Origin of the sequence: Ilumatobacter sp. (assembly GCF_046290335.1) — a bacterium.
GTDB lineage: Bacteria > Actinomycetota > Acidimicrobiia > Acidimicrobiales > Ilumatobacteraceae > Ilumatobacter_A.
This window is the reverse complement of record NZ_JBKAGH010000003.1, coordinates 84,533-106,577: the sequence shown is the minus strand read 5'-3', so window position 1 is coordinate 106,577 and position 22,045 is coordinate 84,533. Positions and strand designations below refer to the sequence as shown.

24 protein-coding genes and 1 tRNA gene are annotated in these 22,045 nt (G+C 67.5%); 15 read left to right on the top strand and 10 right to left on the bottom strand.

Annotation, left to right across the window (positions count from 1 at the left end; translation table 11 throughout):
* Positions 1-76 precede the first annotated feature (76 nt).
* The 3 genes from ACE37B_RS13060 to ACE37B_RS13050 form a co-directional block, all read right to left on the bottom strand.
* The gene (locus tag ACE37B_RS13060) at positions 77-799 is read right to left on the bottom strand and encodes a hypothetical protein (protein WP_409923762.1); all 723 of its coding nucleotides are present in this window, start codon (positions 797-799) and stop codon (positions 77-79) included.
* 145 nt (positions 800-944) lie between these two features.
* A tRNA-Pro gene (locus tag ACE37B_RS13055) sits at positions 945-1,021 on the bottom strand.
* Positions 1,022-1,035: 14 nt separating this feature from the next.
* Positions 1,036-1,521 carry a response regulator gene (locus ACE37B_RS13050; RefSeq protein WP_409923761.1) on the bottom strand — a complete coding sequence of 162 codons (486 nt, stop codon included), beginning with the start codon at positions 1,519-1,521 and terminating at the stop codon, positions 1,036-1,038.
* A gap of 344 nt (positions 1,522-1,865) precedes the next feature.
* Here ACE37B_RS13050 and ACE37B_RS13045 point away from each other — a divergent pair, with 344 nt between their 5' ends.
* From ACE37B_RS13045 to ACE37B_RS12985, 13 genes are all read left to right on the top strand, one after another.
* The gene (locus ACE37B_RS13045; RefSeq protein WP_409923760.1) at positions 1,866-2,528 is read left to right on the top strand and encodes a prepilin peptidase; all 663 of its coding nucleotides are present in this window, start codon (positions 1,866-1,868) and stop codon (positions 2,526-2,528) included.
* Complete coding sequence (locus ACE37B_RS13040) at positions 2,525-3,175, top strand: SAF domain-containing protein (RefSeq protein ID WP_409923759.1); 651 nt, start codon at positions 2,525-2,527, stop codon at positions 3,173-3,175. Before ACE37B_RS13045 ends, ACE37B_RS13040 begins: the two co-directional genes overlap by 4 nt.
* A 1-nt stretch (position 3,176) precedes the next feature.
* Entirely contained in the window at positions 3,177-3,989 is an 813-nt protein-coding gene (locus ACE37B_RS13035) for a hypothetical protein (RefSeq protein ID WP_409923758.1), read from the top strand.
* The gene (locus tag ACE37B_RS13030) at positions 3,986-5,383 is read left to right on the top strand and encodes a CpaF family protein (RefSeq protein ID WP_409923757.1); all 1,398 of its coding nucleotides are present in this window, start codon (positions 3,986-3,988) and stop codon (positions 5,381-5,383) included. Before ACE37B_RS13035 ends, ACE37B_RS13030 begins: the two co-directional genes overlap by 4 nt.
* Positions 5,380-6,255 carry a type II secretion system F family protein gene (locus ACE37B_RS13025; RefSeq protein ID WP_409923756.1) on the top strand — a complete coding sequence of 292 codons (876 nt, stop codon included), beginning with the start codon at positions 5,380-5,382 and terminating at the stop codon, positions 6,253-6,255. The genes ACE37B_RS13030 and ACE37B_RS13025 overlap by 4 nt, the downstream gene beginning before the upstream one ends.
* The gene (locus ACE37B_RS13020) at positions 6,252-7,139 is read left to right on the top strand and encodes a type II secretion system F family protein (protein ID WP_409923755.1); all 888 of its coding nucleotides are present in this window, start codon (positions 6,252-6,254) and stop codon (positions 7,137-7,139) included. The genes ACE37B_RS13025 and ACE37B_RS13020 overlap by 4 nt, the downstream gene beginning before the upstream one ends.
* Positions 7,140-7,192: 53 nt before the next feature.
* Positions 7,193-7,453: a hypothetical protein gene (locus ACE37B_RS13015; RefSeq protein ID WP_409923754.1), complete on the top strand. Its 261-nt coding sequence runs from the start codon at positions 7,193-7,195 to the stop codon at positions 7,451-7,453.
* A 36-nt stretch (positions 7,454-7,489) separates the two neighbouring features.
* The gene (locus tag ACE37B_RS13010) at positions 7,490-7,915 is read left to right on the top strand and encodes a TadE/TadG family type IV pilus assembly protein (RefSeq protein ID WP_409923753.1); all 426 of its coding nucleotides are present in this window, start codon (positions 7,490-7,492) and stop codon (positions 7,913-7,915) included.
* The gene (locus tag ACE37B_RS13005) at positions 7,912-8,421 is read left to right on the top strand and encodes a hypothetical protein (RefSeq protein WP_409923752.1); all 510 of its coding nucleotides are present in this window, start codon (positions 7,912-7,914) and stop codon (positions 8,419-8,421) included. The genes ACE37B_RS13010 and ACE37B_RS13005 overlap by 4 nt, the downstream gene beginning before the upstream one ends.
* Positions 8,418-8,822, top strand: coding sequence for a hypothetical protein (locus ACE37B_RS13000; RefSeq protein WP_409923751.1), 405 nt, complete (start codon positions 8,418-8,420; stop codon positions 8,820-8,822). The genes ACE37B_RS13005 and ACE37B_RS13000 overlap by 4 nt, the downstream gene beginning before the upstream one ends.
* Before the next feature lie 156 nt (positions 8,823-8,978).
* A complete protein-coding gene (locus ACE37B_RS12995) occupies positions 8,979-12,350 on the top strand; it encodes a LysM peptidoglycan-binding domain-containing protein (protein ID WP_409923750.1) in 3,372 nt (1,123 codons plus the stop codon).
* 112 nt (positions 12,351-12,462) lie between these two features.
* Positions 12,463-12,852, top strand: coding sequence for a hypothetical protein (locus ACE37B_RS12990; protein WP_409923749.1), 390 nt, complete (start codon positions 12,463-12,465; stop codon positions 12,850-12,852).
* Positions 12,853-12,945: 93 nt separating this feature from the next.
* Positions 12,946-13,158 carry a hypothetical protein gene (locus tag ACE37B_RS12985; RefSeq protein WP_409923748.1) on the top strand — a complete coding sequence of 71 codons (213 nt, stop codon included), beginning with the start codon at positions 12,946-12,948 and terminating at the stop codon, positions 13,156-13,158.
* Here the strand turns inward: ACE37B_RS12985 and ACE37B_RS12980 are convergent, their stop codons facing one another.
* Positions 13,159-13,527: a type II secretion system protein gene (locus tag ACE37B_RS12980; RefSeq protein ID WP_409923747.1), complete on the bottom strand. Its 369-nt coding sequence runs from the start codon at positions 13,525-13,527 to the stop codon at positions 13,159-13,161.
* A gap of 195 nt (positions 13,528-13,722) precedes the next feature.
* Positions 13,723-14,094, bottom strand: coding sequence for a type II secretion system protein (locus ACE37B_RS12975; protein WP_409923746.1), 372 nt, complete (start codon positions 14,092-14,094; stop codon positions 13,723-13,725).
* 303 nt (positions 14,095-14,397) lie between these two features.
* On the opposite strand from ACE37B_RS12975, the gene ACE37B_RS12970 reads away from it, so the two are divergent.
* Complete coding sequence (locus ACE37B_RS12970) at positions 14,398-14,958, top strand: hypothetical protein (RefSeq protein WP_409923745.1); 561 nt, start codon at positions 14,398-14,400, stop codon at positions 14,956-14,958.
* Between the two features lie 45 nt (positions 14,959-15,003).
* Here the strand turns inward: ACE37B_RS12970 and ACE37B_RS12965 are convergent, their stop codons facing one another.
* The 3 genes from ACE37B_RS12965 to ACE37B_RS12955 form a co-directional block, all read right to left on the bottom strand.
* The gene (locus ACE37B_RS12965) at positions 15,004-15,768 is read right to left on the bottom strand and encodes an SDR family NAD(P)-dependent oxidoreductase (protein WP_409923744.1); all 765 of its coding nucleotides are present in this window, start codon (positions 15,766-15,768) and stop codon (positions 15,004-15,006) included.
* Positions 15,769-15,928: 160 nt separating this feature from the next.
* On the bottom strand, positions 15,929-16,648 hold the full coding sequence (locus ACE37B_RS12960) for a DUF429 domain-containing protein (RefSeq protein WP_409923743.1): 720 nt from the start codon (positions 16,646-16,648) through the stop codon (positions 15,929-15,931).
* Between the two features lie 138 nt (positions 16,649-16,786).
* On the bottom strand, positions 16,787-17,956 hold the full coding sequence (locus ACE37B_RS12955) for a type IV pilus twitching motility protein PilT (protein ID WP_409923742.1): 1,170 nt from the start codon (positions 17,954-17,956) through the stop codon (positions 16,787-16,789).
* Between the two features lie 39 nt (positions 17,957-17,995).
* Here ACE37B_RS12955 and ACE37B_RS12950 point away from each other — a divergent pair, with 39 nt between their 5' ends.
* Positions 17,996-18,835 carry a prepilin peptidase gene (locus tag ACE37B_RS12950; protein WP_409923741.1) on the top strand — a complete coding sequence of 280 codons (840 nt, stop codon included), beginning with the start codon at positions 17,996-17,998 and terminating at the stop codon, positions 18,833-18,835.
* 17 nt (positions 18,836-18,852) lie between these two features.
* On the opposite strand, the gene ACE37B_RS12945 is transcribed toward ACE37B_RS12950, so the two are convergent.
* Entirely contained in the window at positions 18,853-20,064 is a 1,212-nt protein-coding gene (locus ACE37B_RS12945) for a type II secretion system F family protein (protein ID WP_409923740.1), read from the bottom strand.
* A gap of 193 nt (positions 20,065-20,257) precedes the next feature.
* Positions 20,258-22,033 (bottom strand): GspE/PulE family protein, encoded by a 1,776-nt coding sequence (locus tag ACE37B_RS12940; protein ID WP_409923739.1) that lies wholly within the window; start codon positions 22,031-22,033, stop codon positions 20,258-20,260.
* Positions 22,034-22,045: the final 12 nt, after the last annotated feature.

Below are 22,045 nucleotides of genomic sequence, written 5' to 3'. Positions count from 1 at the left end.
GCCACGGGAGGAGCGAACACCACCCGTCGAGTCTGCCCGAACCGACGACGAGGACCACCGCGGGTCGGCGGGCTGGTCAGCTGCAGCCGATGTCGAACTCGATGGGAACGGACTCACCGAACTGCACCGCGACGTAGTTGTCGTCGGTGGCCTCGCCGCTGCCGCGCAGCCCGCTGCCGGTGAACTCCCAGTCCAACTCGAGGCCGAGGTCGATGACGTCACCGCCGTACGCGGACCACGCCGGCTGATCCTCGACGGATTCGAAGCGTCCGGTCTGGCCCACGTTGACCGACACGGTCATGTCCACCAGTTCGTCGGTGCCGTCCGGGAAGAGGAACTCGAGTTGCGACTCGTCCACGAACTCGGCCATGTCCTCCCTCGTCGTGATGCTGTAGCTGGCGTCGACCCAGGCCATCGAACCGTCGGATCCGGTGGCCGGCCCGTCGAGCGTGAAGTCGCCTGGGAAGACGAAACACACGTCGGCCTCGACGGTGTAGGTGACCTCGGCCACGGTGATCGTGCCGCCGCCATCACCTCCGAAACTGCTGGCGAAATCATCGAGGTCCGCGGTCAACTCGTCCAAGTCCAGGTTCTCGAGATCGTCCAGGTCCAGGTTCTCGAGATCGTCGAGGTCGATGCCTGCGTCATCGAGTGCCTGGTTCACGTCGTCGGGAATCGCGGCGGGGTCGTCGGCACCTGGCGCGCCGAGCGGCCCGGAACCGCCGTCGTCATCACCCCCGCAGGCAGCGACCAGGGCAGCGATCGACACGGACACGGCAAAGATCTTGGAGCGGCGCATGACGTTCAGGGTAGGAAATCTCTCGAGATCGTCGCCGGCCTTTTCGCCGAATCGAGGTCCGGCCCGGTCCGACACGTCGCAGACGCTCGGCGGGCGGCCCGAAAACGGCGAAACCCCCAGGTCACGACGGTGACCTGGGGGTTCGTGGTCGGGGTGACAAGATTTGAACTTGCGACCTCCACGTCCCGAACGTGGCGCGCTACCAAGCTGCGCTACACCCCGTAGCGTCGCCGATGTTATCCAGCGTCGACGGTTTCTTCCTCCGACGACGTCACATCGTCCGCGGATTCCTGATCGGTCAGCGGGATCATCGCCTCGACGGGTGCGGCGTCGGACGGCACGCCCTCGGTGTAGGTGCCGCCACCGACGATCGCCTTCGCCGCTCGCTTGAGCCGCAACGCATCGAGCGGCTTGATCAGCCAGCCTTCGGCACCGCAGCGACGGGCGAGGTGCAGGTCGGCGCGACGATCGACCAGCATCAACACCGGGACGTGCGGCAAGGCGCCCGCCGACTCGTCGAGGCGCAGCGACATCGTGATCGCCATGCCACCCATCGAGCCCACCTGCAGATCGAAGATCGCCAGATCCGGCGTGCGCGCCTCGATCTGATCGGTCACGACGCGGCCGTCACGGCACACCGTGAACGTGTCGTCGGGCCCGCCGAGTGCGTTGGTCACTTCGTCGACGATCCAGTCGGCGTCGGTGGCAAGGAGAATGTGCACGACGCAACGCTACCCGACTGCCCCTGATCACTCCCCGACCGTCCGCGCACGGCCTCGAGCGATCAGGCTTCCCGTCCTGGCCGTTCGCTACGCACGGGGTCGTCATGGAGCAACGTCCGACCCGCGCGATCAGCAGCATCCACCCCGATCGCACCCACCCCGATCGCACCCACCCCGATCGCAACCGACAGATCGCCGCGCCGCGGCCGTCGCCACCCCGCTCGAGCAAACTGCCCCTCGACACGCCAGAACCGACGCAACTAGTCTCTCGTGTCTCGCTGGGGAGCGAGGTGCTGCTGGGGGGCGGAGCTATGGCGGACACATCGCTGTGCACAGTCGAGAACGTGGGGGCCGAACCACCCGCCGCGCCTGGCACTCGCCCGACGTATCGCACCGCAGTGACACGCAGCACCCAGGCGCTCCTGGTCGCCGCGATGGGTGTCGCCATGGTCTGCGTCATCGCCGTCGCGACGCAGCAGGTCCCCATCGCTGCGGCCGTCGGCGTCGTCGCGTTGATCCCCCCGGCGCTCGTCGACGTCCAGGTGCGTCGGCTTCCCAACCGGATGGTCCTCGTCGCCGCCCTCGCGCTGATCATCACTCTGGCGATCGAGTGCGCCGTCGGATCGGTGGCTGACCCGGCATCGGCGACCAGCGACGCTGCGCTCGGCGCCGCACTGCTCACCGCACCGCTGCTGGCGATGCACCTCGTCTCACCGTCGTCGATGGGCTTCGGCGACGTCAAGGCCGCTGTGGTGCTCGGCGCCGCGATCGGACTCGTCCACCCTCAACTCGCGCTCGTGTCCCTGCTGGTGGCCTCGGCATCGACCGCAGTCGTCGGCTTGGCGGGTCGGCGTCGTCACCTTCCCTTCGGACCCGGACTCGTCGCCGGCGCAGCCCTGACCCTCGCGCTGTCGGGATGGCCCGCCCTGCGTTTCGACACGACCCCGCCGAGTCCGTCGACGAACCTCGAGATCACCGGACTCGGCGAGAGCAAGGCGGACACGTGAGCGAGTCGACTACCCGGACCACCGGCTTCCGACCGACGGCGCGCCGTCGGAACCGCATCGCGGCCGGTGTGGCACTCGGCGCGATCGCCATCGGCGGCAACGTGCTCGTCTACTCCTCGCTCGACGATGCCGAACCAGTCGTGCAGGCGGTTCGTGACATCCCTGCCGGCACCGAGATCACTCCCGGCATGCTCCGCAGTGTCGACGCCGACCTCGACGATTCGATCGACGCGATCCCGGCAAACCAACTCGAGGCGATCTCGGGGCGCTTCGCAAAGGTCCGCATCGTCTCCGGATCGCTGGTGAGCGCCAACTCGCTGCAGTCCGATCCGCTGGTGAGCGCCGGTCGATCCGTCGTTGCACTCCAAGTGAGTCGCGGCGCGTTGCCCATCGGCCTGCGCGAACGGTCACGGGTGCAACTCGTCGTGCCGCCCACCACGTCTGCGACGTCCGTCGACGGGCAGCCGACGGTCGTCGAGGGGCGCACCGTCGGCCTGCCCATCGATGCCAACTCGGCACTCGGCACCGTGTCGTTGTCGGTCGAAGTCGGTGCCCTCGACGCGCCGGCGATCGCCGCCGCCGACGACGTGCGCGTCGTGCTCCTCGAACAGCAGCCCGACCCTGCGTTCGAGTCGGAGGGTGGGTGAGATGACGGGGCTCGCCGTCGTCGGTGACGTGACGACCACGACGACGCTCGCCATCGCGGCATCGTGGCCCTCGTCGAACCCGACGCGGCAGTCCGCGATCGGCGTCGACGCCCCGACGGACATCGCGGTCGTCGAAGCCGATCCGACCGGTGGGTCGGTCGCGGCCTGGCTCGACATGCCGGTGAGCCCGTCGTTGTCCGCTGCGGTCACGGCGCTGCATCACGCTCGTTCCACCGGCGCGTCGGCCGGTCAGCTGTGGTCGACGGTGCAGCCGTTCATCCGAGCCGCACCGTCCGGCCCTCGGGTCTTGCCGGCACCGATTCGCTCGCTCGAGGCACGTCGTTCGATCAGCGAAGCGGCGACCACGCTGTTCCCGCTGCTCCACGCGACCGACACGATCATCGCCTTGTTCGACGTCGGCCGCATCGACGCCTTCGCGCCCGCCCCGACCTTGCGCTCGTCCGCCTGCACGGTCGTGGTCCACCGCCAAGAGTCGGCGTCCGCTGCGGCCGAAGCCGTACGTCTCGAGCGGCTGGCCGAGACGATGGCGGCGCTGCACAATGCCGGGCATCGGACGCTGCTCACCGTCGTGGGCGACACCCCGTTCGACGTTGCCGAGATCGTCGAGTTCGCTGCACCGGGCACACCGGCGGCACGACTGCCGGTCGACCCTCTCGCCGCTGCGGTGCTGGCCGGTCGGCGCGGCGTCTCGGAGCGACGCTTGCATCGCTTGCCACTGATGCGCGCTGCCGCCCACCTCGCTCACGCACTCGCGAGCGTCGCGTCCGACTCGATGGCGAAGGCAGCGACGTGAGGGTCGATGGCGCAACGCAGCGCACGAGGCCCGACCTCGACCCGACGGTACGACTGGTCACCGATCGCGTGGCCGTGCGCTTGATCGACGCGGTCGAACGCGACGAAGAACAGCCGCAAGCGTCGGGGCGGGTCCGACTCGCCCAGGACGAGCGACGCCAGCAGGTACTCGTCGGCGCCTGGATCGGCGACGAGGTAGCCGTCGTCAACGAGGACCGGCTGCGCTCGGGTCTCGGCCCGCTCGATGCGTTCGCCGAGGAGCTGCTGCGCACACGCGTCGTCGCCGAACTGACCGGTTCCGGCCCACTGGAGCCGTACCTGAACGACCCCGGCGTGGAGGAGATCGACGTCAACAGCGCATCGTCGACGTGGGTGACCTACGCCGACGGCCGCAAAGTCGACGTCGGCGCCCTCTGGGCGTCGGCGGCCGACCTCACCGCGTTCCAGAAGCGGCTCGCGCTACGGATGCGCGGCACCGGCGAGGGCCGGCTCGACACGTCGTCGCCGATGCTCACCATGCAGTCGAACGACGGCTCGCGCATCGTCATGGTGCTCGGCGGTACGACCGAACACGGCATCTCGACCCACCCTCGTCTCGCGATCCGCCGATTCGTCGTGCGCCATATGGGCTTGAGCGGTCTCGCCGACCTCGGACTGTTTCCGCAGTCGCTCACGCGCCAACTCAGCGCGCTCGTTCGGTGCGGCTTCACGATGCTCGTGTCCGGGCCGCCGGGTGCCGGCAAGACCACGCTGCTCACCGAACTGCTCGGCGAAGTGTCGCCGCTCGAACGGATCATCACCGTCGAGAAGAACCTGCTCGAACTGCGCCTGGAAGACGATCCTCGGCACCCGGACGCGCCAGCGTTGTTCACGCGCCACGCCAATGCGGAAGGGGAAGGCGAGATCACCACCCGTCAGCTCGTCGAGCTCACCCGCCGCCTCAACCCCGACCGCGTGGTCGTCGGGGAGCTGGTGGAAGACGAAGCCCTCGACATGTTGGATGTCGCGTCGATGTGCAAGCGCGGCTCGCTTGCGACGATCCACGCGCACACCCCCGACATCGTGTTGCAGCGCCTCGCCTACTACGTGTCGAAGTCCAACACGAGCCTTCCCGAGTTCGCCGTGTGGAGTCTCATCGCGCAAACCGTCGACTTCGTCGTGCACGTCGACCTCGTGCGCAACGCCGCGAGCGAGCAGGCTCCAGTCCGTCGCGTCACGTCGATCATCGAGGTCGGCGGGCTCGGCGAGGCGGGCGGCGTGTCGAGCACCGAAGTGTGGGGACTCGACGACATGGGCGAACTCGCGCAGGTGGCACCGCTGTCGCCGCGGCACCTGGCCCGCTTACGCCTGTCGGGATACTCCCCGGACGACTTCGCCGTGAACGGAGCCCGATGAGCGCCCCGATGCTGCTGCTCGTCGCGTCGACCGCCGCTGCTGTGCTCGCCACCTCGATCCTCCTGTCTGCGACCTCGCGGTCAACGCTCACCGCGCCCGACCCCCGAACGCCGCCCCGCGCACTCGATCCCGGCCTGCCGGCACGGGCGACGGGGGCCGCATCCGTCGTGCTGCTCGTGGTGGCGGTATCGGGATGGATCGTCCCGGCGATGATCCTCGGCGTGGCGTCGTGGCTGAGTGTTCGCGGCTGGCAGCGACGCGACCGGCGAGGAATCGGCGACGTCGAACGTACCGACGCGTTGGCGTCGTGGATCGAGAACCTGCGCGACGTGCTGCTCGCCGGCGACCAACCGATCGGAGCGATCGCCGCCACCGTGCCGACCGCACCGCCGCCGATCCGCCCGGCGGTGCGACGGCTGTCGACGTCGCTCGGTCACCAGGATCCCGACACAGCGTTCCGGCGTTTCGCCGACGAACTCGACGATCCGCTCGGCGACCTCGTCGCCGCCGGGCTACTCATCGCCGTGCACCGTGGAGCCCGCACGGTCGCCGTCCTCACCGCGCTCGCCGAGCAGGCCCGCAACCAAGCCGACCGACGCCGGATCGTCGACGCCGAACGCGCCCCGCTGCAACGCGAAGTGTTTCTGCTCTCCGGGATCATGGCGTCGCTCGTGATCGGCCTGCTCGTGTTCGGGCGGGCCGACTATCTCGCGCCGTACGACACCGGCGGCGGGCAGTTCTTCCTCGGCGTGGTGCTCGCGGTCTACGCCGTTCTCCTGCTGCGCGTCCAGCGGCTGGCGCGCTTTCCACGGCCGAGCCGTTTTCTGACCTCGACGTCAGCCAGGTCTCCGAGCAGCGAGGCGATCGCGTGAGATCGACCGGCCTCGTCGTCGCGTGTGGACTCGCTGCGGTGGTGGCGCTCGCGCTCGTCGTTACCGGATGGCGCCAGCCGCGACCCACCGTCGGGCAGGCGATGCGTCGCCTTCATCGCACACCGGTCGCTCTGGCGTCACCCGACGCGCATGACCGAGGGGTCGCTGGCCGGCTCGGGGCGCTGCCCGGCGTCGGACCACTCCTCGAGCGTTGCCTTCCGTCGACGACCGCGCTGCGCCTCATCGGCCGGGCTCCCGACACGCACGTCGGCTACCTCGTCGCCGCGGCACTCGCCGGGCTGGTCGTGCCGTCGTCGATCATCGCGGTGCTGAGCTTGGGTGGCGGTGTCGCCTTCGGTGTCGTCGTGCCGGCCGCGCTCTCGATCGCCGCGGTGTTCCTCGCTCCGACGATCGTGCACCTCGCGGCGATCTCGGCTGCCGACGACGTACGCATCGATCTGCGACACCAACTCTCCGCTTACCTCGACATGGTCACGATGCTGCTCGCCGGCAACACCGGCCACGAGGGCGCGCTCGATCAGGCGGCGAGTGCCGGCGACGGGTTGCTGTTCCGCGAGCTCCGTCGGCGTATGCGCGAGGTCGCGACCACCGGCGACAGCTTGGTGCGCGCGCTGTCACTCGTCGCCGCCGACTACGAACTCGCCGAGCTCGAACAGGTCGCATCGGCAACGGCGCTGTCGGCCGCAGAGGGCGCACCAGTCGCCCGAACGCTGGCCGCGAAGTGCTCGACGCTTCGTTCCACCCTCGCCGCCGACCAGGAGGCGCGAGCCCGCGTCCGCAACGACAAGGTCACCCCGCCGCTCGTCGGGATGGCGCTGTTGTTCATGGCACTGATCATCTACCCCGCCCTCGACCTCGGCTGACTCCGGCCCACAGCACCGACCCACGACACCGACCCACGACAGGAAGGCCCACCATGCACGACTCGCACCTCGCGATCCTTTCGATGATGCACGTCATCGTCGCCAAGCTGCGCGACCTCGGACCACCGTCCGACGACCTCGACGTCGGCGATGATCCTCGCCTCGACGCACGGCGCGATCGTGGCGCCGTGTCGATCGAAACCGTGCTCTGGTACGCCGCGGCGGCCGTCAGCGTCGCGGTCGTCGCCGCGATCATCTGGAGCCAGATCCGCACGACGGCCAGCACGAGCGTCAACACACCGTCCGCGCCCTGACAGCGGCCCCGACCCGAACGACCCCGTCGCCCTGCGATGCGCTGCCTCGACCACACCGTCGACATCGGGCGTGATCGGGCGCGGACGACGGCGGTTCGTGGTCGTGACGACCAGGGGTCGACATCGCTGACGGTCGCGCTGCTCACGCCGCTGTTCGTGGTGCTGATGTTCGCAGCGGTGCAGGCGGCGCTGTGGGGCCACGCTCGCACCGAGGCTCGCGTCGCCGCGAAGTCGGTAGCTGCGCAGGTCGCCCGTCAGAACGCGTCGCCTGGCGACGCGCAGGCGACCGCCGTCGCCAACCTCGCCGACTCCGGCCTCCGTGACGTCACCGTGTCGATCTCCCGCAACGAGGGTGTCGTCGTCGTCACCGTGTCCGGCGATGCACCCGGAATCCTGCTCGGCACCTCGCGGCCGGTGCGCGTGACCGAAGCCGTCCCGATCGAGGAGATCACGCCCCGATGATCGACGTCGATCACATCGACGCGCACCCGCTCGACGCGCGAGCCCGACGCGGTCGGCGCGCGCAACAGAGCGGGTCGACTGCGCGGCGATGGCGAGGCACGTCCGGAGCGAGCGATGCCCTCGGACTTGCGCTCATCGCCCCGGCGGCGATCGGCCTCGCGCTGGTGATCCTCTTCCTGAGCCGACAGGTCGACAGCCGAGCGACGGCGCAGAGCGCTGCGGAGGCAGCCGCCCAAGCCGCTGCGCAAGAACGCTCGCCCGCAGCCGCCGTCGCCGCCGCTCGATCGGTCACCGACGCAATGCTGATCGACGACACGACCTGCGACAACCCCTCGGTCCGGGTCGACGTGTCGGCCTTCGCCGCCCCGGTCGAGCCGTTCGTCAGCGTCGAGGTGTCGTGCAGCACCTCGCTCGCCGGCCTCGAGCCGATCGGCGCGTCCGCTCCGGCTGCGCACACCTACGTCGCGTACGCGACGGTCGACCCACTTCGAGGAGTCCGACCGTGATCGCACTGCGCGACGAACGCGGGACCGGGCTCGTCGCCGGCATCGCGATCATGTTCTCGATGACGTTCCTGAGCCTCGTCTGGCTCGCTCGAGACGTCGATCGGGGGATCTCCAACGAGTCTGCTGCGCAGTCGATCGCCTTCCAGGCAGCTCGGTCGGCAGCGCAGTCCGCGTCGATCGCCGACCTGCGGTCGGGGGTGATCGTGATCGATCCGGCCGCAGCGAACGGCGCGGCGAACTCGACGGCGACGCGACTGTTCGGCTCGTACGGCGTCACCGGCTCGGTGACGCGCTTCGGTATCGACCGAGACGGCACACGGGTGACCGTCGAGGTCACGATCGTCGACGGATCGACCGAGGTGCGCGGCACCGGCATCGTCACGGCGGTCCGAGTCGAATGACGCACGTGACGTTCCCCTTTCGGCGCGCGGGCACGCACGGAGTGAGGAGCGCGTCGACATGGCGCGCTGGGATGCAGGGCAGGGCGTACGACGGGACCGGGCGGGACCGCGCGCGGCTCAGAGTCGAGCGTGTGAATCGAGCGAGGAGGTGACGAGGTGAGCGCGATGACGACGTCGGGTCGAATGGCCAAGGGGCTCACGTCGATCGCGCTCGCGGTCGGACTGCTCGTCGCGGTTCCGACCGGACTCGGTGCGATCTCACGACGCCGCTTCGGGTCGATCAATCCGCTCGACGGCGTCGCGCCGCCCTGGCGGTGGAGCGGCCGACAGATCATCGATGCCGCCCGCCGCCCGCTCGACGACGACGCCGTGGTGGAGTTCTTCATCCGAGCCGCGCTCGCGGTGGTATGGATCGCCATCGTCGTCATCGCCGTGACGTCGATCGTCGAGATCGTCCACATGATCCGCCATCGCGGTCTTCCGGCGCCGCGTGTGCGGGGCATCGCGTGGGCGCAACCGTTGGCACGGACGATCGCCTCGGGATTGATCGCGCTGGGATCGTTCGCGTCCGCGAGCCCGTCGGTCGCTGCGTTCGTCGATGGTGGCGACGACACGACGCCGCGTCACGTGCTCGCCGCACTCGACGACCCGAACAGCGGCGCCACGATCGATCACGACGGCGACGCGTGGCCGCGTCGGCCTGCGCCGGCGCGACAGACGCTCGGTGCCGACCGCGAACGCGTCGACACCTCGACCGAGCAGCACGAGCCGGCCTCGCCGACTCGCGAGTACGTCGTGCAGCGCGGCGACTCGATCTGGGCGATCGCCGAGCAACTCGTGGGCGGCCCCAGCGATCCGGCACGAACGATGGAGGTTGCCGATGCGATCCTCGATCTCAACCTCGGCCGCGTCATGTCGGACGGCCAGCGATTCTCGAACCCTGCGCTCATCCGCGACGGCTGGACGCTCGACCTGCCGACCACCTCGACCGACCCCGCCGGTGATCTCTCGATCGACGACCCACCCGTCGCGGACGACGTCGACACCGCCCGAGCGGAGCCCGACGGAGCCGGCACCTACATCGTCGTTCCCGGCGACACGTTGTCGAGCATCGCCGCATCCGAACTCGGTGACGCCGACGCATGGCCGGACATCGTCGCCGCGAACGCCGGTCGCGAGGTCGACGACGACACGACCCTCGACGATCCGAACCTGATCCTTCCCGGGTGGGCACTCGCACTGCCCGATCTCGCCGAGTCGCCGGAACTCGATGTGATCGACGACCCGATCCATCCGCCATTCGTCCCCTCCACCGAGTTCACCCCGTCCGACGACTCGACGCCCGCTGACGAGCCCACCAACGATTCACCCCCAGACACCGACGCGGTGGCAACCGACACCGCCGTCGACGACAGCGATGCGGATGTCGAGCGGCCCGAGGATGCCGTCGCGACACCGACACCACATCTCGACGAACCGCTGACCAGCACACTGCCCACGACGACCGCGCCAACCGCCGCCAGCACCACGACGACGCCGGCCTCCACGAGCAGCACCTCCACCACCACCACCACCACCACCAGCACCAGCACCAGCACCAGCACCAGCACCAGCACCAGCACCAGCACCACCGTCGCACCGGTGACCGGCGACGGCGATGCCGGCAGCGTCGCACCGCCCGAGAGCCCCGCCGCGCCGTCACCGATCCGACTCGAACACGCCGGGCTCGTCGCGGTCGGCATCCTGGCGCTGGCTGCGGTCCGGCGACGCCAGCGGCTGCGCGCCGCACTTCCCCACGCGCGCATACCGGCACCGCCTCCCGATGTCGCCGCCACCAGGCGTCGGCTGCGATCGGTGGAGCCCGGCGAGGGTGCCGCTCGTCTCGACATCGCGTTGCGCGCGGCCGCACGTCACCTCGCCGAGACCGGCGCACGGGTCGGCCTGGTTCGGCTCGGCCACGATGGTCGAGTTGCGCTTCGTCTGACCGCAGATGCGGTCCTGCCGGCACCGTGGACCGGAACCGGCTGCGACTGGGAACTCGCCGGCTCGATTCCGATCGAGCTGCTCGCCGACGACGCGCGACGCGCTGGCGCGCCCTGCGTTGCACTCGCCTACATCGGCATCGACGACGAAGACGACGACGTGCTGATCGATCTCGAAGCGGCCGGCGTGTTCGCAGTCGAAGCTCGACCCGGCCAGGCCGACGATGTCGTGCGAGCGCTGGCGGCAGGGGTGGCGTCGTCGCTGCACGCCGAGGTCGCCCACCTGGTCACCGCCGGTCTGGGCACCGACTGTCTCCTCGGGCACCCGAACCGGCACGGAGCACCATCGGTGACGGCGGCGTTGGAGCTGGCTCGCTCGCTCGCAGCGTCGACGAACGATCCCGACCGGTCGACGTTCGACCTGCGAGCGCTACGAACCAGCGGTGAGGTCTGGGAGCCGGCGATCGTGCTCCTGGGTTCGTCGGACGGCGACGCAGAGCCCGACTCCAGGAAGGTCGCGGTCAGCGCGCCGACGGATTGCGCCGTGGCTGTCGTCGCGACCACCACACCTCGGGGTCTCGCACACGCCGGTGCTCGGCTGATCGCACATGCCGACCGGTGGGAGTTGATCGCGTTCGGCGAGGGGTCCGCCATCACGCCGCTCGGTGTGTCGAGCGACGACATCGAAGCCGTCAACGACGTGCTGATCGACGCGTCGACACCGATCGACCAGACCTCGATTCCCACCGATCTCGGGTCCGACGAGCACACCGTCGACGAACCGTACGTGTCACCACCGCACGAGATCATCGTTCGCGTTCTGGGCAGTATCGAGATCACGACACCAGCTGGGGATCGTGCGTCGTTCGAACGGTCGAAGACGGTCGAGCTCATCGCCTGGCTCGCCACGCATCGGCACCGTTCGACCCGCACGGCTGCTCGGACGGCGCTGTGGGAACTCGACGTCCGCGACGCGACGTTCGCCAACGTCGTGTCGGAGGCGCGGCGGGGCCTGGCCCGACTCGTCGATCCACCCGATGGGGAGGAGTGGGTCGCCAGGACGTTGAACGACACCCTGCCGCTGCACGACCTCGTCGTGACCGACGCCGATTTGGTCGCGGGGCGTCTCGCGCACGCGCGCTTGGCGGCGCCGTCCCACGCGATCGACCTGTTGCGGCCGGCGGTCGAGGCGATCCGCGATCTCCCGTTCGCCGGCACGAGCTATCTGTGGCCGGATGCCGATGGGCTCACGTCCGATCTCGTCGTACTGACCACGACCGTCGCCGCCGAGTTGGCCGGACACGCCTTGTCGATCGGCGACACCGACACGGTGTTCTGGGCCACGGGTCGAGGGCTGCGAGTGCTGCCCGGACACGAGGAGCTCGTGGCATTGCGGATGCGGGCCCACGCCCGGACGGGCGACCTCGCCGGGGTACGCCAGGAATGGGCGAGCTACGAACGCGTGATCATCGCCGACGCCTGGTCGGACGGAGAGCCCGCCCCCAAGCTCCTTGCGCTGCGCCGCGAACTCCTCGCCCCGTCCTGACCGAGGCGTATCGACCCGGGCGTAACGGTTTGTGTCTGACACAAACCGTTACGCCTGCGAAACGTTCGGACAACTGGACCCGCTGGGCGGCATCACCCGCAAGAATGCGGCGATGCGATCCGTGCGACTCCCCCTTCGCTCCGCTTCTCGGCGACGCGTCCTCCCCGTGCTCGTGGCCAGCGCCGTCGTGCTGGCGGCCTGCGGTGGTGGCGCTGCCGACGACGAGAGCTCGCTGCCTGCCGCCGACGCAGGCGACACGGCCAGCCAACCTGCGAGCGACGATGCTACGGCCGCCGATGCCGCAGTGGCCGATGGTCCGGTGGCGCTCACGGGTGTGCAGGTCGACCTCGTCGGCCCGGACGTGGTGCCGGCAGCGGAGATCGCCACGAACATGTTGCCGAGCGTCGTGCTCGACGACATCTCCACCGGCCGCAAGGTCAACTTCCGCAACCTGGTCCCGCAGGACAAACCGATCCTGCTGTGGATGTACGCACCGCATTGATCGGTCTGCCGTCGGGAAGCTCCCGACGTCGAGCAGTTCGCTCGAGATCACGCAGACGACCTCATCGTGGTAGGCCTCGGAACCCAAGACAGCTTGGGTGACGCCGAAGACTTCGTCGACGACCACGGCACCGACTCGTTCACCATGTTGTGGGACGAATCGTTCGAGACCTGGATCGAGATCGGCATCACGTCACAGCCGTCCGCCGTGCTGCTGGCTGCCGATGGCACGCCGATCACCGGATGGATCGGACCATTCCCCGAGGACGAGGTGCTTCGGCTCGCTGCGGAGTCGACCGGCGCCTGATCAGGCGCACATCTCGCCAGCGGTCACGGTGATCACACCGTCGACGGCGACATCGAAGTTGACCGACGGGCCGGTGAAGTAGCCGAGGTCGGAGAGTGTCTGCTCGAAGCGGTCGGCCCCGACCCCGGTCGGCGCGATGTCTTCGCGCTGCTCTTGGGCGAAGTAGCTCTCGACTGCGGTCAGGATGACACGCCGCTCGAGGTCGCAGGCGCTGTCTTCGGCTTGGCCCGTCGAGCCGCGCACGGCGAAGACCGTGACCGTGGCGAGGATGCCGAGGATGACGACCACGATCAAGATCTCGACCAGCGTGAAGCCGCGGGTCCGAAGCTGATCGGCGCGGCCGATGTTGTTGCTGGTCGTTTCGTTCACGGATGACGTATCGACACGAATCCACCCCGACTTGACAGAAAACCGAAGCACCTCGACGGCACCTATGTGGCGTCAACGTGGTGTCTGACACCAGATTGACGGCCCGATCGAGGTGGCCCGGGAACGCGAAAGGAGCCCCGCCCGAAGGCGAGGCTCCTCTCGATTGTTCAGGTAGCTGAGCTACTGATCAGGAGATCAGAAGCCTTCGCAAGCTCCACCGGCTGCGGCGGTCACGGGGACGTACGTGGCAGCGCCGATATCGTCGGCATTGCCAGCGATTCCGTCAGGGCCGTCGACGCTGACGAAGGTCCAGTTGTCGCTGTCCGGAGCGTCACGCAGGTACGCGGGCACCAGCGCTGCTTCGTTCGGCGGATCGACGAATTCCTGGGCGTAGTAGGCCTCGATGGCCGAGTCGAGGGTACGAGCCTCGATGGCGCAGGCGTTGTCCTGACCCTGGCTGGTGATGCCTCGGACCGCGAACACCGTGACGGTGGCGAGGATGCCGAGGATGACGATGACGATGAGGAGCTCGACGAGTGTGAAGCCCTTGTCCTGGTTCTTTTTCATGATTCTGCGTTTTCCTTCCGCTGTTGAATCTTGGGATTGTGGTTTCACGCTCCGTGACAGGTTGCTCCCGTAGCGCAGTTGAGATTTCGGTCCGTTTTCTTCCCGACTTGAGTGACAAATCGAACTTTTTCCGGAGAGACGAAAACTCCCAGCTCACGGCCGTGCCGGTGACGGTTCCCGAAACGCGCTCAAGAAGGTGTCTCGCGCGTCCGATGACCAAGTACAGGCGCCTGCGGGCTCTGCATCATCGGCGACACATCCGAGATCCACCGGGTCTCGCTCAGTACAGCGGGGACGCGATACATGTTCGGCAAAATCAAAGACACCGACGAGACCGACACCGATCTCACGGTCGAGCAGTTCTTCGGTGACGAAGCTGCCGCTGCGGAAACGGTCCGCGTCGACGAACTCCATCACCGGGTCACCCAGGTGGAAGCGCAGATCAGCAGCCAGTTCACATCGATGGCCGCCTACGCCCAGATCGCACAGGAACAGATCGAGACCGCCCGCTCCGAAGCCAAGCACGCCACCGAGCGCACCGAACGTCGCGTCACCGAACTCATCGAACGCGAACGCGCCGACCGCATCGAAGCGATGCACGGACAGACCGGCGTGTCGGGCTGGACCGCCCCCGAAGTCGAGAGCCGACTCGACCAACTCGAACTCGCCGTCCACCAGATCCAGCATGGCCTCAACGAGTGCCTCGCTCGCCAGAAGGCGCTCGCCGACGCCATCACTGCGCTGTTCGAGCCGCAGCGTCAGGCAGCGCCCGCGCCCGCGCCGGCGCCGGTCGCTCAGAGCGCCGGCGGATTCTTTCCGCCGCCCGCCAGCTCCCAGCCGATCAGCGACCTGTCGATGGTCTGACCCGTCGACCGACGCTCAGGTCGGCTCAGGTCGGCTCAGGTCGGCTCAGGTCGGCAGTTTGCTCATCGCGAAGCGGATCGCGCGTCGCGGCATCACGGTCAGCATCGCGGCGCCGACCTTGTTCTGTGCACCCGGCACGATGATCGCCGTGTTGGCATCGATGCCTCGCAGTCCGGCTCGTGCGACCTCTTCGGCCGACTGCCACATCATCGCCGGCAACTTCGACGTGTCGTAGTCGGCGCGAGTCTGGAACTCGGTGCGGGTGAAGCCCGGACACAGCGCCGAGACGTGCACGCCCGTCTGCTTCAGATCGGTGTGCAACGACTCGGTGAACGTCGTGACGAAGGCCTTGGTCGCCGCGTAGGTCGCGACGTCGGGATTCGACATGAACCCGGCCAGCGACGACACGTTCAAGATGCCGCCCCGGCCGGCGGCAGCCATCCGTCTTGCTGCGATCAACGACAGTCGATGCAGCGCGCCGACATTGACGTCGACGACCGACGTTTCCCGCTCGACGTCGAGTTCGTGCGCCGGTCCGGTGAATCCGAAGCCGGCGTTGTTGATCACCAGGTCGATCGGCTTGACGGTGTCACGGACGCGGTCTTCGACGTATGACAACTCGGTCGGGTCCGCGAGGTCGGCTCGCAGCACCTCGCACTCGACATCGACGTCGGCAGCCAGCTCGTTCAGGCGCTCTTCGGTGCGGGCGACCAGCACCAGCTTCGTTCCGTCGGCGGCGAGTTGTCGGGCCATCTCCCGCCCGATCCCCGACGACGCTCCCGTCACCAATGCTCGTTCCCATCGACTCATGCCACCACTCTCGCACGCCACCACCGTCCCCGCCACCGTGCGATGAGCTTCATCCGGTAGCGAGCGGACGATCCTCACTGGACTGGGGTGACGTCACCTCGCGATGAGCTTTATCCGGTGGCGAGCGGACGATCCTCACCGGAACGATCGGGAAGGCTCGTCAGCGGACGAGTTCCATGCGCATGCCCTCGGAATCCCATGTCGGGTCCAGCGGGAACCGCGAGATCGCTCGACCGGAGCCGCGCCGGGCCGTCCACAGCAGAGCACCCGCGTTGAGTAGGTGCACCGGGTGGGAACCTTTCGGTGGCGTGCGCGTGACGACGTCGTCGACGCCCGGCAACTGCTGCCGGATGAGTTCGAGCCGCTCGAGGCGACCCTCTTCGTGATACGGCGAGGTCTTCAGCGGCGTCTCCTCGTTCATCTGCGTGAACGAGACGTCCGGGTGGGCTGAGAAGAACCGACGAGAGTGGTACGGCGCGAGTTCCATCGCTGCTTCCCGCAGCCAACGGAAGCGGCGCTTGTCGTGCCCGTTCATCCATGGTTCGAGCTTCGACGCAGCCAGGCCGGTCGTCTCGGCGAGCGCCTGACGACTCGGGGTCCCGTAGATCGCGGCGGCGCGGGGCCACCCGACGAACTGACGAGCCTCGATCTCGCACTGGCGGAACTCACCCTTCGGCTCGTCTCGCAGTCCCATCGGCGCGTTGATCGCTGCCGCGTCGAACGTCGGTCGGAAGTCGAGCACGTCGAACAGGCGCGACACCACGAAGGCTTCCTCCGCAGCGACGGTGATGCCGGCCATGCGAGCAGGAAGGATCAACCAGCCGCCCGGGCACGGTACGACCCCAGCCAGATTCTTGTAGGGCAGTTGTTTGACGGCCATGTGTGCTTCCTCGTTGCTCTGTCGGCGTTGCGGTGTCGGCGAACCCTGCGGCGTTCCGGTGTAGGTGTCGGCGTCTCGGTGTCGGACGGAACCGTTCGAGTGTTTCGGTGTCGGACGGGACCGTTGGAGTGTTTCGGGTCAGCCCGATACGCCGACCGGCTGGCCGGCGTACGTGCCGGACCCGGAGGAGCCGGCCTGACCGGTCGCCATCGTGGCCTGCGCCTGGAGCTGTGCACGCGCAGTGGCGAGCTGCGCCTGGATCTCTTTCGGGTAGGCGCTCGACTCCATCGCTGTTTCCAGCGAGATCAGTCCGGCGGCGACGAGACGAGCCAAGTCCATCTCGATGGTCTGCATTCCTTCCGCGCCGCCGGTGGCGATCATGTTGCGCATCTGACGCGACTTGCCTTCACGGATCAGGTTGCGGATCGCCTCGTTCGCGACCATCACTTCGTAGCCCGCGACTCGGCCGCCACCGATCGACGGCAGCAGACGCTGAGAGATGACGCCCTGCAGCGCACCGGCGAGCATGATCTGGATCTGGTCACGGCGTTCGGCCGGGAACACGTCGATGATGCGGTCGAGTGCCTGTGCCGCATCGTTGGTGTGCAGGGTGGCGAACACGAGGTGGCCGGTTTCGGCGAGTGACAGTGAGATCTCCATCGACTGGAGGTCGCGCATCTCGCCCAGGAGGACGACGTCGGGGTCTTCACGCAATGCGCTCTTCAACCCGTCGCTGAACGATCGCACGTCGGTACCGACCTCGCGTTGGTTGATCATCGCCATCTTGTGGTGGTGGAGGTACTCCACCGGATCCTCGATGGTGAGGATGTGCAACGGCTTGGTCTCGTTGATCCGGTCGATCATCGCGGCGAGGGTGGTCGACTTGCCCGAACCTGTCGGGCCCACGACCAACACGATGCCGTACGGCCGGTTGAGCAGCGTGTTGCACGCCGGTGGCGCACCGAGTTCTTCGAGCGAACGCACGCGGAACGGCACGACACGCAAGGCGAGCGCCAGCGAACCGCGCTGGCTGAACGCGTTGGCACGGAATCGCCCGACCTGCGGCACACCGAACGAGAAGTCGACCTGACGGTTGCGTTCGAGTTCGTCTTTCTGCTCGGAGTCGAGCAGCGACATGACCATCCGGTCGATCTCCTCAGAGGTCAGTACCGGAACATTCTCGAAGCCGACGAGCGTGCCGTCGCGACGCACGGTCGCCGGGCGCCCGACGGTGAGGTGCAGGTCGGAGGCGCCAGCCTGCACGGTAGCGGTCGCCAAGGCGACGAGCATCGGATCTGGTTCTTGCATGGTGGTCTAACCTCCCGCACGTGCCGGGAGGACCCCGGCGTGGAACTGGTCCGGGTCGAGCCCGGCGATTGGGTGAAGATGGATCTGTCGTTGTTGCTTGCGTTGATGATCGTGTTGGGGCTGCTGATCGGCTCGTTCCTGACCGTGGTCGTGGATCGAGTACCGCGAGGCGGCTCGGTGATGGCACCGCCGAGCGCGTGTGGGAACTGCGATCTCCGACTGGGCCCGCTCGACCTCGTCCCGGTGTTCAGCTGGCTCGTGCTGCGCGGCAAGTGCCGACGCTGCAAGAACCCCATCGGTATCGAACCGATCGTCATCGAACTCGCGACCGCCGCGCTGTTCGTCGTGTTCGCGCTGAAGTTCAACGACGATCTCGTCGCTGCCCTGCCCGCGTACTGCATCTTCGCTGCGGCGCTGGTCGCGCTCAGCTGGATCGACATCCGTGAGCAGCGACTGCCCCGCGAGATCACCTTCACGGCACTCCTGCTCGGTGCGCCAGCACTCGCGATCGCCGCGATCGTGATCGACGAACCGGAGCGCATCTGGATGTCGGCGCTCGGCGCGGCGATCGCACTCGCGCTGATCGCGGGGATCTACTACGCCGCCAACTGGCGCTACGGCAAGGACGTCGCGTTCGGTTTCGGCGACGTGATCCTGTCGCCGCTGCTCGGCCTGTTCATGGGTTGGCTCAACCCCGGCATCGTGGCGCCCGGATTGTTCTTCGGCTTCATCCTCGGAACGCTCGGCGCGATCCCGGCGATGGTTGCCAGGAAGGCGACCGGGAAGACGGCGTTGCCGTTCGGCCCCTTCCTCGCTGCCGGCGCCGTGATCGCCGTGTTCGTCGGACAACATTTCGTCGACCTCGTCCTCGCTCGCTGATCACACCGACGGGCGGATCAGGCGTCGTCTTTCAGGCCGCCGAGCACGCCGTACATCGCCGAGACGAGCGCGAGGGCCACGAAGCCCACGATCACGCCGACGAACACGATCATGATCGGTTCGAACATGGTGGTGAACTTCTTGATCCGGCTCTCGAGCTCACGGTCGAAGTAGATCGATGCCACTTCGAGCTGCGCGTCCAGGGTGCCGGTCTCTTCGCCGACCTTGAACATCTGCTTGGCCGCACCGGGGAACAGTTCGGTCGCGATGAGGGGCCCGGCGAAGCCTTTGCCCTCGAGCATTTCGGCTCGGGCGACATCGAGGCGTTCTCGGTACACGACGTTGGACGTCGCGTCGGTGGTCGTCTTCAACCCCTCGGGAAGCGGCACGCCGGCAGCGACCATGGCGCCCAGAATGCGGCAGAATCGTTCGAGGATGGCGTAGTCGATGATGCCGCCGACGACCGGCAGCTTCAGCACGAGTCGGTCTTTCCAGATCCGTCCCGTCGGATGCTTCGCCAAGAACATGAACGAGGCGAACACCAGGAGGAAGAACCCGGCCGTCACGAACCACAGGTCGGTGAAGAATCGAGAGACGAACAGCATCATCCGCGTCGGGAGCGGGAGGTCGGCGCCGAGTTCTTCGAACAGCGGCTTGAACTGCGGCAGCACGTAGCCGGCGAGGATCAGCACGGTGCCGAATGCCATCACCATGACGACCATCGGATACGAGAGCGCACCGACGACCTTCGATCGGGTGTCGAGCTCACGCTCCAGGTACTCGGCGAGGCTCTCGAGCGCGGTGTCGAGCTGACCGGTCAGCTCAGCCGACTGCAGGATGCCGACGTAGTACTCCGGGAAAACCTCGGGGTGACCGGCGGCAGCGGCCGAGAGCAAGCCGCCGTTGCGGAGGTCATCGATGAGCTGCGTGAGCGCGCGTCGCAGCGCGACGTCTTCGGTCTCGTCACCGATCGTGACGAGCGCGTCGGTGAGCGGGATGCCGGCCTTGACGAACACGGCCAGCTGACGCGTGAAGTGCATCAGCTCCTTCTTCTTGACCTTCTCCTTGGTGAGCTCGAAGTCGAGCATCCCGCGGGATTCTTCGATCTTCGTCGGGAACAGGTTCTGCTCGACGAGCAACGCCCGCGCGGCACCGATGGTCTCGGCTTTGGTGACCCCCTCGATCGGGGCACCCTGCGGGTCGATTGCGGCATATGCGAACTTGGGCATCGGGTGTTTCCTCTGTTCAGAGAGAGTTCAAGATTCTGTTCAGACCTTCATCGGCATCTTCGGACGCCGACATGAGCGCCAATTGCACGAGATTTCGGCAAGATCGACCGCCGCCATCGCCACGAGCGACCGTCGACATCACGGCCAGCGACCTTCCACGTCGACGACGTGACGAAGACCAACAGCTGAGATGTCAGTGTGCGAAGAGCGTGCGAACGACTTCGGGGACGGTGGTGACGTCGTCCTCGACGAGTTGCATGGCCTCGCGCAACATCGTGCGCATGCCCTGAGCGACGGCGAGACGACGGAGTTCTTCCGTGGTCGCCCAGCCGACGATCAGGCGTCGGATCTCGGGAGTGATGCGGAGCAACTCGTAGACGCCGATGCGGTCGCGGTAGCCGGTGCCGGAGCAGTAGCTGCAACCTTCACCCTGGAAGAACTGCGTCTTTTCGCTGCCACCAGAGTGCTGACGGAAGACGGCGAGTTCTTCTGCGCCCGGTTCGTAGGGGACCTTGCAGTTGTCGCACATCTTGCGGATGAGTCGCTGCGAGACGACGCCGACGATGGCCGACGCGACGAGGAACGCCTCGATGCCCATGTCGAGTAGACGGTGCAGGGCAGCGACGGCATCGGTGCCGTGCAGGGACGACAGCACGAAGTGACCGGTGAGCGCGGACTGGATCGCGATGCGGGCGGTGTCGGCATCTCGGATCTCACCGACGAGGATCACGTCGGGGTCCTGCCGGAGGAGGGCTTTCAGGCCGGTGGCGAATGTGAGCCCGGCCTTTTCGTTCGTCTGCACCTGGTTGATGCCGGGGAACACGTACTCGACGGGGTCCTCGACCGTGGTGACGTTCTTGCCGGTCGAGTTGATCTCGAGCAGCGTCGCGTACAGCGTCGTCGTCTTGCCGGCGCCGGTCGGACCAGCGCAGATGACCATGCCGAACGGGGCATGCACGAGCTTGCCGTACGTGTGGTACATCTCTTTCGGCATGCCGAGCTCGCCGAGGCCGACCATCGACTTCGACTTGTCGAGCAGACGCATGACGATCTTCTCGCCGAACACGGTCGCCACGGAGGCAACACGGACGTCGATCTCCTTGCCGTCGACCTTGGTCGAGAACTGGCCGTCTTGGGGCGCACGCTTCTCGACGATGTTCATCTCCGACATGATCTTCAGTCGAGAGGTCAGGGCGTTGTGTGCGGACAGCGGAAGGCTGAACGCTTCGACGAGGTGACCGTCGACGCGGAACCGGATGCGCAGACGATCGTCGAGCGGTTCGATGTGGATGTCCGAGGTGCGGTCGCGCAACGCCTGGCTGACGATCTTGGCGACGAGTTGGACGACGGGTGACTGGTCGTCGAGGTTGACCTCGCCACCCTTCTTCTCCGCGGCCTGGCGCTGTTCGTCTTCACCAGCGAACGTCGCGACGAGCGAGTCGAGATTCGACGAGCTGCGGAACATCTGCTCGATGAACGACGTGACGGTCTTGTGGTCGGACGCCCGCCATGCGAGTCGCGTACCAGCCACTGCGGCTTCGACCTGCTGGCGACGCCATGGCGACGGATCGGTGGCGTAGACGACGAGCCCTTCGGGGCTCTCCGAGATCGGAATGAGCTTGTGATCGCGGCAGACCTGTTCGGGGAGCTTCTTCGCGATCTCTTCGTCGAGTGCACCGACGTTCGAGTCCCCGACCGGAACCTGACAGGCTGCAGCGACGGCGTGCGCGAGTTCGTTGCGGCCGACTGCATGACGGGTGAGCGCGTAGTTGCTGAACTCGATCAGGTCACCGTTGGCTTCCTGCAACAGCGTCGCGAGACGTTCGCCGTCGAGATAGCCGGCTTGAACGAGCGCCTGACCGGTTGCCATGCACTGCTCGGCCGACTCCCCCGTCTTCGGGCGATCGGCGAGCGCGACGCCGCCAGCTTCGGGTGCTGCTTCTTCGGCTTTTTTTCGTCCGAGTGCCATCGTGGAATTCCG